Below are 8,278 nucleotides of genomic sequence, written 5' to 3'. Positions count from 1 at the left end.
GCCATCGGTGGCGGCGCGCTGACCGTGCCCTTCCTGACCTGGTGCAACGTGCGCGTGCAGCATGCCATCGGCACTTCCGCGGCGGTCGGTTTTCCGATCGCGCTGGGCGGCTCGCTGGGCTACATTTTCAACGGCTGGGGGCACGCCGAGCTGCCACGATGGAGTCTTGGCTACGTTTATCTGCCGGCTCTGATCTGGCTGGTGCCGGCGAGCATGCTGACGGCTCCGCTGGGGGCGAGACTGGCACACCGCCTGCCGGTCGCCGCCTTGAAACGTGTTTTCGCAGGCGTCCTGATCCTGCTGGCGGCCAAGATGCTGTGGGGATTCTTCGTCGGCAAGGGGGGGTGAGCAGCCCAAAGGGGGGAGCAGCGAGGTGGTTGGCGGAGGGATCAGCGGCCGCTGAACTGCGGTTGGCGTTTTTCGAGAAAAGCCGACAAGCCTTCGCGGTAATCGTCGCTGTCGAGGAAAGCGAACGAAGCGCGCAGCTCCTGTTCGCCGAGCGGCCGGTCGTGCTGCAGGCGGCGTACCCACTGTTTGTGCCAGCGGGCGACCAGCGGCGCGCCTTCGCAGATGCGCCGGGCACTCGCGTAGGCTTCCGGAACAACCTCGGAATCGGTGACGACGCGCGTGACCAGGCCCTTGGACAGGGCTTCTCCTGATCCGAGAATGCGCCCTTCGAGCAGAATTTCGAGCACCGTCGCTGGTCCGGCAAGACGCAGCAGACTCGCCATTTCGACGGGATACATCGAGAATCCGAGCTTGTTGATTGGTGCTCCGAAGCGCGCCGACTCGCCACAGATGCGCAGGTCACACTGCGCGGCGATCTCCAGCCCGCCCCCGATGCACGCCCCCTGCACCAGCGCGATCGTTGGGTGGCGACAGTCGAAAACCGCCTGCAGGGCGGCGCCTGCCTGTTCATGATAGGCCATTGCACGTTCCAGGGTATCGCGCTGGCTCAGGAACTCATCGATGTCGCCACCCGCTGCGAAAGCCTGCTCACCGTCGCCACGCAGCACGACACAGCGCACCTGCTCGTCGCCAGACAGCTCGCTGACCACCGCAGCCAGAGTCCGCCACATCGCCAGGTCGAGCGCATTGCGCTTGCCCGGATTGGCCAGCGTGACGGTCGCGACGGCAGCCTCGCGCGTGCAGAGGATGCTGCCGGTCACGCCACCCATTCCTGATGAACGGAACTTCTGACCAGAGCCTGCCGTCCGGACAGGATGTGATCGTGCATCAGGTTCTGCGCACGCGCCGCGTCACCGGCCTTGATGGCCTCAAGAATGGTGGTGTGTTCCGCCAGAGACTGCTGCAGACGACCCTCGATGCTCAGCGAAAAAAGGCGCGTCAGCTTGAGCACCTTGCGCAGATCCTGGATCACCTGCTGTAGCCAGCGGTTGCCGGACAATTCCTGGATGCGGGCGTGAAACTCCTGATTCGCCACGAAGAAACGTTCGATCTGATTGCTGGCCGCGAAGCGTTCGAGTTGTCGGTGGATCGTTTCGAGTCTGGCGATCTGCTCGGGCTGTACGCGCTTCGTCGCTTCGAGTGCGCAACGTCCTTCAAGCATCGCCATCAAGGGAAAGATCTCGTCCAGATCCTGCTCGGAGATCTCGGTCACGTAACAGCCGCGGCGCGGCTTCAGCGTCACCAATCCTTCGGCGGCGAGAACCTTCAGCGCTTCGCGCAAAGGGGTCCGACTGATGCCGTAATCGACGGTTAACAACTGCTCGTCGATGCGCGTTCCCGGCGGCAGCTCGTGCGCAAAGATGCGCTGCCTCAGTCTTTCGGCGACTTCCTGGTAGAGGGCGGTCTGGGCTATACGACTCGCAACCATCGATCTTTTTTCGCAGCCTTGTTCAGGTCCCCCAAGGGACCTTGCTTTCATAATTATGGATACAGTATTATTCGTGGAACGGGGTGTCAAGCATTAAAATAACCTGCGCAGTGCGACTCCCCTGAGCATCATGGCTCGTGCGTCCTCAGCGGAAGTGCCCCCCTCAATCCACAGATTTCTCGAAAGGTTCCGTCATGTCCAACGCGAACAATGCTGCAAAAAGCGATTCTGCAAATCTCGATGCCTGGAAGAAGGCTGCCACCAAGTCGGCGCCCGGTGGGAATGTTGATGCACTGAGCTGGGTGACGCCCGAAGGCATCGTCGTCAAGCCGCTGTATACCAAGGCCGATGTCGAAGGTCTGGAGTACACCGACACGCTGCCTGGTCTGGCTCCCTTCGTGCGCGGCCCGCAGGCAACGATGTATGCCGTGCGTCCGTGGACGATTCGCCAGTACGCCGGCTTCTCCACCGCCGAAGCATCGAACGCTTTCTACCGCAAGGCCCTGGCCGCCGGCGGTCAGGGAGTCTCGGTGGCTTTCGACCTGGCGACGCACCGCGGTTACGACTCCGATCATCCGCGCGTCACCGGCGATGTCGGCAAGGCCGGCGTGGCAATCGATTCGGTCGAAGACATGAAGATCCTGTTCGACGGCATCCCGCTCGAAAAGATCTCGGTGTCGATGACCATGAACGGCGCCGTGTTGCCGATCCTCGCTGGTTACATCGTGGCCGCCGAAGAGCAGGGCGTACCGCAGGACAAGCTCTCGGGGACGATCCAGAACGACATCCTCAAGGAGTTCATGGTTCGCAACACCTACATTTACCCGCCGAAGCCGTCGATGAAGATCATCGCCGACATCATCGGCTACACCGCAAACCACATGCCGAAATTCAACTCGATCTCGATTTCGGGTTATCACATGCAGGAAGCTGGCGCCACGCAGGCGCTCGAACTCGCGTTCACACTGGCTGACGGCCGCGAGTACGTCAAAACGGCGATTGCCTCCGGCCTCGACGTCGACTTTTTTGCCGGCCGCCTGTCGTTCTTTTTCGCCATCGGGATGAACTTCTATCTCGAAGTGGCCAAGCTGCGCGCCGCCCGTCTGCTGTGGTGGAAGATCATGCAGGAGTTCTCGCCGAAGAGTCCGAAATCGATGATGTTGCGTACCCACTGCCAGACTTCGGGCTGGTCGCTGACCGAACAGGACCCGTACAACAACGTCGTGCGCACCACCATCGAGGCGATGGCCGCCGTCTTCGGTGGCACCCAGTCGCTGCACACCAATGCCCTCGATGAAGCGATCGCACTGCCGACCGAATTCTCGTCGCGCATTGCACGCAACACGCAACTGGTCATTCAGGAAGAAACGCATATCACCAACGTCATCGATCCCTGGGCCGGTTCGTACATGATGGAAAAGCTGACGCAGGATCTGGTCGACGAAGCCTGGAAGATCATCGAGGAAGTCGAGGCGATGGGCGGCATGACGCATGCCGTTGAGTCCGGCTGGGCGAAGATGAAGATCGAGGGCTGCGCGGCCGACAAGCAGGCGCGCATCGATTCCGGCAAGGACGTGATCGTCGGCGTGAACAAGTACAAGCTCGCCAAGGAAGACATGATCGATATTCGCGACATCGACAACAACGCCGTCCGCGACGCGCAGATCGCGCGCCTGAAGTCGGTGCGCGCAAGCCGTGATTCCGACCAGGTCAACGCTGCGCTTGCCGATCTGACGCGCTGCGCCGAAACCGGCGAAGGCAATCTGCTCGACTTCACGGTCAGGGCGATGCGCTTGCGGGCCACGGTTGGCGAAGTTTCGGACGCCATGGAGAAAGTCTTTGGCCGTTTCCGCGCCACGCAACAGACCGTCTCGGGGGTCTATGGCGCAGTCGTCGAGGGAATGGCCAGTTGGGAAACGCTCAAGGCCGAGATTGCTCAGTTCAACGAAGAAGAAGGCCGGCGGCCGCGGATCATGATCGCCAAACTCGGCCAGGACGGCCACGACCGGGGGGCCAAGGTGGTCGCCACCGCCTTTGCCGACCTCGGCTTCGACATCGACGTCGGCCCGCTCTTCCAGACCCCGGAGGAAGCCGCCCGTCTGGCGATCGAGAACGACGTGCACGCCGTCGGCGTCTCCTCGCTCGCCGCCGGGCACAAGACGTTGTTGCCGGCACTGGTGCAGGCCCTCAAAAATCAGGGGGCCGACGACATCATTGTCTTCGCCGGCGGCGTGATCCCGCCGCAGGACTATGATTTCCTGTTCGCCGCCGGCGCCAAGGCCATTTTCGGTCCCGGTACCCGCATCGAGGACTCGGCGATGACCGTCCTCGCGGAAATCCGCAAGGCTCGTGCGCAAGTGACTGCCTGAACGGCGTGACCTCCAGCAAAGGGGATGGACATGACCAGCGCGTCCGCCGGCACTCTGACGGCTGCCGACCAGCACCTCGTCGATGGCGTGCTTGCCGGTCGCCGGCGGGCGCTGGCCAAAACCATCACCCTCGTCGAGTCGACCCACCACGATCACCATCGGCGTGCGCGGCAGGTGTTGGCGGCGCTGCTGCCACACACCGGACGAACGATTCGGGTCGGCATCTCGGGCTCGCCGGGTGCCGGCAAATCGACCTTCATCGAATCACTGGGCGTCCACCTGATAGAAGCCGGCAAGCGTGTTGCCGTTCTCGCCGTGGACCCTTCGTCGTCGGTCTCCGGCGGTTCGATCCTCGGTGACAAGACGCGCATGGAGTTGCTCTGCCAGCGCGACGAAGCCTTCATCCGGCCCAGCCCTTCCTCGGGATCGCTGGGGGGAGTCGCCGACAAGACGCGTGAAGCCATGCTGGTCTGCGAAGCCGCCGGTTTCGATGTCATCATCGTCGAGACCGTCGGCGTCGGACAATCCGAGACGACGGTCGCCGGCATGGTCGACGTTTTCGTTTTGCTGCAATTGCCCAATGCCGGCGACGATCTGCAGGCGATCAAGAAGGGCATCGTCGAGATCGCCGACCTGATCGTCTTCAACAAGGCCGACATTGATGAACGTGCCGCCGCCTTCGCGCGCGGGCAGATGAAAGCGGCGTTGACGATGCTGCGCAGCGCCAGCCCCAACTGGCGTCCCCCGGTGCTGACCGTGAGCGCGCTTGCCAAGCGCGGCATCGCCGAATTCTGGGCCGAGATCGAGCGCTTCCAGCGCACCCTGACCGCCACCGGCGAATTCGAAGAAAAACGCCGTCGGCAGGCCGTCGACTGGATGTGGAGCCTGATCGATTCCGGTCTGCGCCGCCATTTCCGTGCCCACCCGGCAGTGCGCTCGGCGCTGCCGGAACTGTTGAGCGACGTCGCCGAAGGGCACACGACGCCTGGCGCGGCCGCCGCACGCCTGCTGGCCTTTGTGAAGCACTGATGACAAATTCCGAGATCCTCCGACTTGTTTGAGTAGTTCTGATTGACGCGACCGTTAGGGAGTAGAACATATGCACGACATCATTCGCCAGCTTGCAGAAAAGCGCGCGGCGGCCTGTCTGGGTGGTGGCCAGAAGCGTATCGACAGCCAGCACAGCAAGGGCAAACTGGCTGCCCGCGAACGCATCGAGCTCCTGCTCGATAGTGGCTCGTTCGAAGAGTGGGACATGTTCAAGGAGCACCGCTGCAACGACTTCGGCATGGCCGCGCAGTCGGTCCCCGGCGACGGGGTGGTGATCGGCTGCGGCACCATCAACGGCCGCCTGATGTTCGTGTTCTCGCAGGATTTCACCGTTTTCGGCGGTTCGCTGTCGGAAGCGCATGCCGAGAAGATTTGCAAGGTCATGGACCATGCGATCAAGGTCGGGGCGCCGGTGATCGGCCTCAACGACTCGGGAGGTGCGCGTATCCAGGAAGGCGTGGCTTCGCTCGCCGGTTATGCTGATGTGTTCCAGCGCAACGTTCTCGCCTCGGGCGTGGTGCCGCAGATCTCGCTGATCATGGGACCGTGCGCGGGGGGGGCGGTCTATAGTCCGTCGATGACCGATTTCATCTTCATGGTCAAGGATTCGTCGTACATGTTCGTCACCGGCCCGGAGGTGGTCAAGACGGTGACGCACGAAGACGTGACTTCCGAGGAACTCGGCGGCGCGATCACGCATACGACCAAATCCGGCGTCGCCGACCTGGCTTTCGAGAACGATGTCGAAGCCTTGATGATGATTCGCCGGTTCATCAGTTTTCTGCCGTCGAACAATCGTGAGAAGCCACCCCGTCTGCCGTCGCAGGATCCGGCCGACCGCCTCGACTTCTCGCTCGATACACTGGTCCCCGACAACCCCAACAAGCCGTACAACATCAAGGAACTGATCATCAAGATCGCCGATGATGGCGATTTCTTTGAGCTGCAGCGCGAATACGCCAAGAACATCGTCATCGGCTTTGCGCGCATGGATGGTTCCACCGTCGGTATCGTCGCCAACCAGCCGCTGGTCCTTGCCGGCTGCCTGGATATCAAGAGTTCGATCAAGGCCGCGCGCTTCGTTCGTTACTGCGATGCCTTCAACATCCCGGTGGTGACCTTCGTCGACGTTCCCGGCTTCATGCCCGGGACCGCGCAGGAATACGGCGGGATCATCAAGCATGGCGCCAAACTGCTCTACGCCTACGCCGAATGTACGGTGCCGAAGATCACCGTGATCACCCGCAAGGCCTACGGGGGGGCCTACGATGTGATGGCGTCGAAACACCTGCGCGGCGACGTCAACTTCGCCTGGCCCTCTGCCGAAATCGCGGTGATGGGACCGAAAGGCGCGGTCGAGATCATCTTCCGCGAGGAGAAGGGCGACCCGGCCAAGCTGGCGGCGCGCGAGGCCGAGTACAAGGCCAAGTTCGCCAACCCCTTTGTCGCCGGCGCACGTGGCTTCATCGACGATGTGATCATGCCCAACGAAACCCGCAAGCGCATCTGCCGCTCTCTGGCCATGTTGCGCAACAAGCAGCTGGAAAACCCGTGGCGCAAGCACGGCAACATTCCGCTTTGATCGACGGGGAGAAATAGAGATGTTCAAGAAAATACTGATCGCCAACCGCGGCGAGATCGCCTGCCGGGTCATGAAAACCGCCAAGAAAATGGGCATCAGGACGGTCGCGGTCTATTCCGAGGCCGACAAGGACTCGATGCACGTACTGATGGCCGATGAAGCGGTATGTATCGGCCCTGCGGCCTCCAAGGAGTCGTACCTGGTGATCGACAAGATCATCGATGCCTGCAAGGCGACCGGCGCCGAGGCGGTACACCCCGGCTACGGCTTCCTCTCCGAGAATGAAGAGTTCTCACGCCGCCTCGAAGACAACGGCATCATCTTCATCGGCCCGAAGCACTATTCGGTGGCCGCCATGGGCGACAAGATCGCTTCCAAGAAGCTGGCGATGGAAGCCAGAGTCAACACCATCCCCGGCTACAATGCCGAGATCGTCGACTCGGCGCAGGCCGTCGAAATCGCCAAGGGAATCGGCTACCCGGTGATGATCAAGGCGTCTGCCGGTGGTGGCGGCAAGGGTCTGCGCGTCGCCTTCAATGACCAGGAGGCTTTCGAGGGCTTCGAAGCCTGCCGGAACGAGGCCCGCAACAGCTTCGGCGACGATCGCGTGTTCATCGAGAAATTTGTCGAAGGACCGCACCACATCGAGATCCAGGTGATTGCCGACTCCTTCGGCAACACCGTCTACCTGCTCGAGCGCGAATGCTCGATTCAGCGGCGGCACCAGAAGGTTCTCGAGGAAGCTCCCTCGCCGTTCATCGACGACGGCATCCGCAAGGCGATGGGCGAGCAGGCGGTCGCGCTCGCCAAGGCCGTGAACTATCAGAGCGCGGGCACCGTCGAGTTCGTCGTCGGCTCGGACAAGTCGTTCTACTTCCTCGAAATGAACACCCGCCTGCAGGTCGAGCATCCGGTGACCGAAATGATCACCGGCGTCGACCTCGTCGAACTGATGATCCGTGTCGCTGCCGGCGAAACCCTGCCGTTCAGGCAGGAGGACATCCAGGCCAATGGCTGGGCGATCGAGTGCCGGATCAACGCCGAGGACCCGTTCCGCGGCTTTCTGCCCTCGGTGGGCCGCCTGGTCAAGTACCGGCCGCCGGAGACGGCCGAAGGACAGGTCCGTGTCGATACCGGCGTCTTCGAAGGCGGCGAGATTTCGATGTACTACGACTCGATGATTGCCAAGCTGATTTGCCACGGGGCAACACGGGATCAGGCGATAAGTCGCATGCGCGACGCGCTGAACGCTTTCGTGATTCGCGGCATCGATTCAAACATTCCTTTCCAGGCGGCGCTGATGCAGAATCCGCGCTTTCTGTCGGGAGTATTCACCACCGCCTTCATCGCTGAAGAATATCCCAGCGGCTTTGTCGCCACCGACGTGGTGCACGACGATCCGGGGCTGCTCGCCGCACTGGCGGCCTTCGGCCGCCGCCA

7 protein-coding genes are annotated in these 8,278 nt (G+C 62.1%); 5 read left to right on the top strand and 2 right to left on the bottom strand.

The window, feature by feature from the left end; genetic code table 11:
- Positions 1-348, top strand: a 348-nt coding sequence (locus CAPSK01_RS11305; protein WP_034926369.1) for a sulfite exporter TauE/SafE family protein, incomplete at its 5' end; no start/stop codon positions are given.
- A 41-nt stretch (positions 349-389) separates the two neighbouring features.
- Here CAPSK01_RS11305 and CAPSK01_RS11300 read toward each other — a convergent pair.
- Positions 390-1,178, bottom strand: a complete 789-nt coding sequence (locus tag CAPSK01_RS11300) for an enoyl-CoA hydratase-related protein (RefSeq protein WP_273703540.1) — start codon at positions 1,176-1,178, stop codon at positions 390-392.
- Positions 1,166-1,837 carry a GntR family transcriptional regulator gene (locus tag CAPSK01_RS11295; protein ID WP_034926367.1) on the bottom strand — a complete coding sequence of 224 codons (672 nt, stop codon included), beginning with the start codon at positions 1,835-1,837 and terminating at the stop codon, positions 1,166-1,168. The genes CAPSK01_RS11300 and CAPSK01_RS11295 overlap by 13 nt, the downstream gene beginning before the upstream one ends.
- A 194-nt stretch (positions 1,838-2,031) precedes the next feature.
- Here CAPSK01_RS11295 and scpA point away from each other — a divergent pair, with 194 nt between their 5' ends.
- From scpA to accC, 4 genes are all read left to right on the top strand, one after another.
- Positions 2,032-4,206 carry a methylmalonyl-CoA mutase gene (gene scpA, locus CAPSK01_RS11290; RefSeq protein ID WP_034926366.1) on the top strand — a complete coding sequence of 725 codons (2,175 nt, stop codon included), beginning with the start codon at positions 2,032-2,034 and terminating at the stop codon, positions 4,204-4,206.
- A 30-nt stretch (positions 4,207-4,236) separates the two neighbouring features.
- Entirely contained in the window at positions 4,237-5,235 is a 999-nt protein-coding gene (gene meaB / locus CAPSK01_RS11285; RefSeq protein ID WP_273703539.1) for a methylmalonyl Co-A mutase-associated GTPase MeaB, read from the top strand.
- 70 nt (positions 5,236-5,305) lie between these two features.
- Positions 5,306-6,838: an acyl-CoA carboxylase subunit beta gene (locus CAPSK01_RS11280; RefSeq protein WP_034926362.1), complete on the top strand. Its 1,533-nt coding sequence runs from the start codon at positions 5,306-5,308 to the stop codon at positions 6,836-6,838.
- A gap of 19 nt (positions 6,839-6,857) precedes the next feature.
- On the top strand, positions 6,858-8,278 hold a 1,421-nt coding region (gene accC / locus CAPSK01_RS11275; protein ID WP_273703538.1), incomplete at its 3' end, for an acetyl-CoA carboxylase biotin carboxylase subunit.

Source organism: Candidatus Accumulibacter vicinus, from assembly GCF_000584955.1.
In the GTDB taxonomy this organism is placed as follows: Bacteria; Pseudomonadota; Gammaproteobacteria; order Burkholderiales; family Rhodocyclaceae; genus Accumulibacter; species Accumulibacter vicinus.
This window is presented reverse-complemented; position numbering and strand designations above follow the sequence as displayed.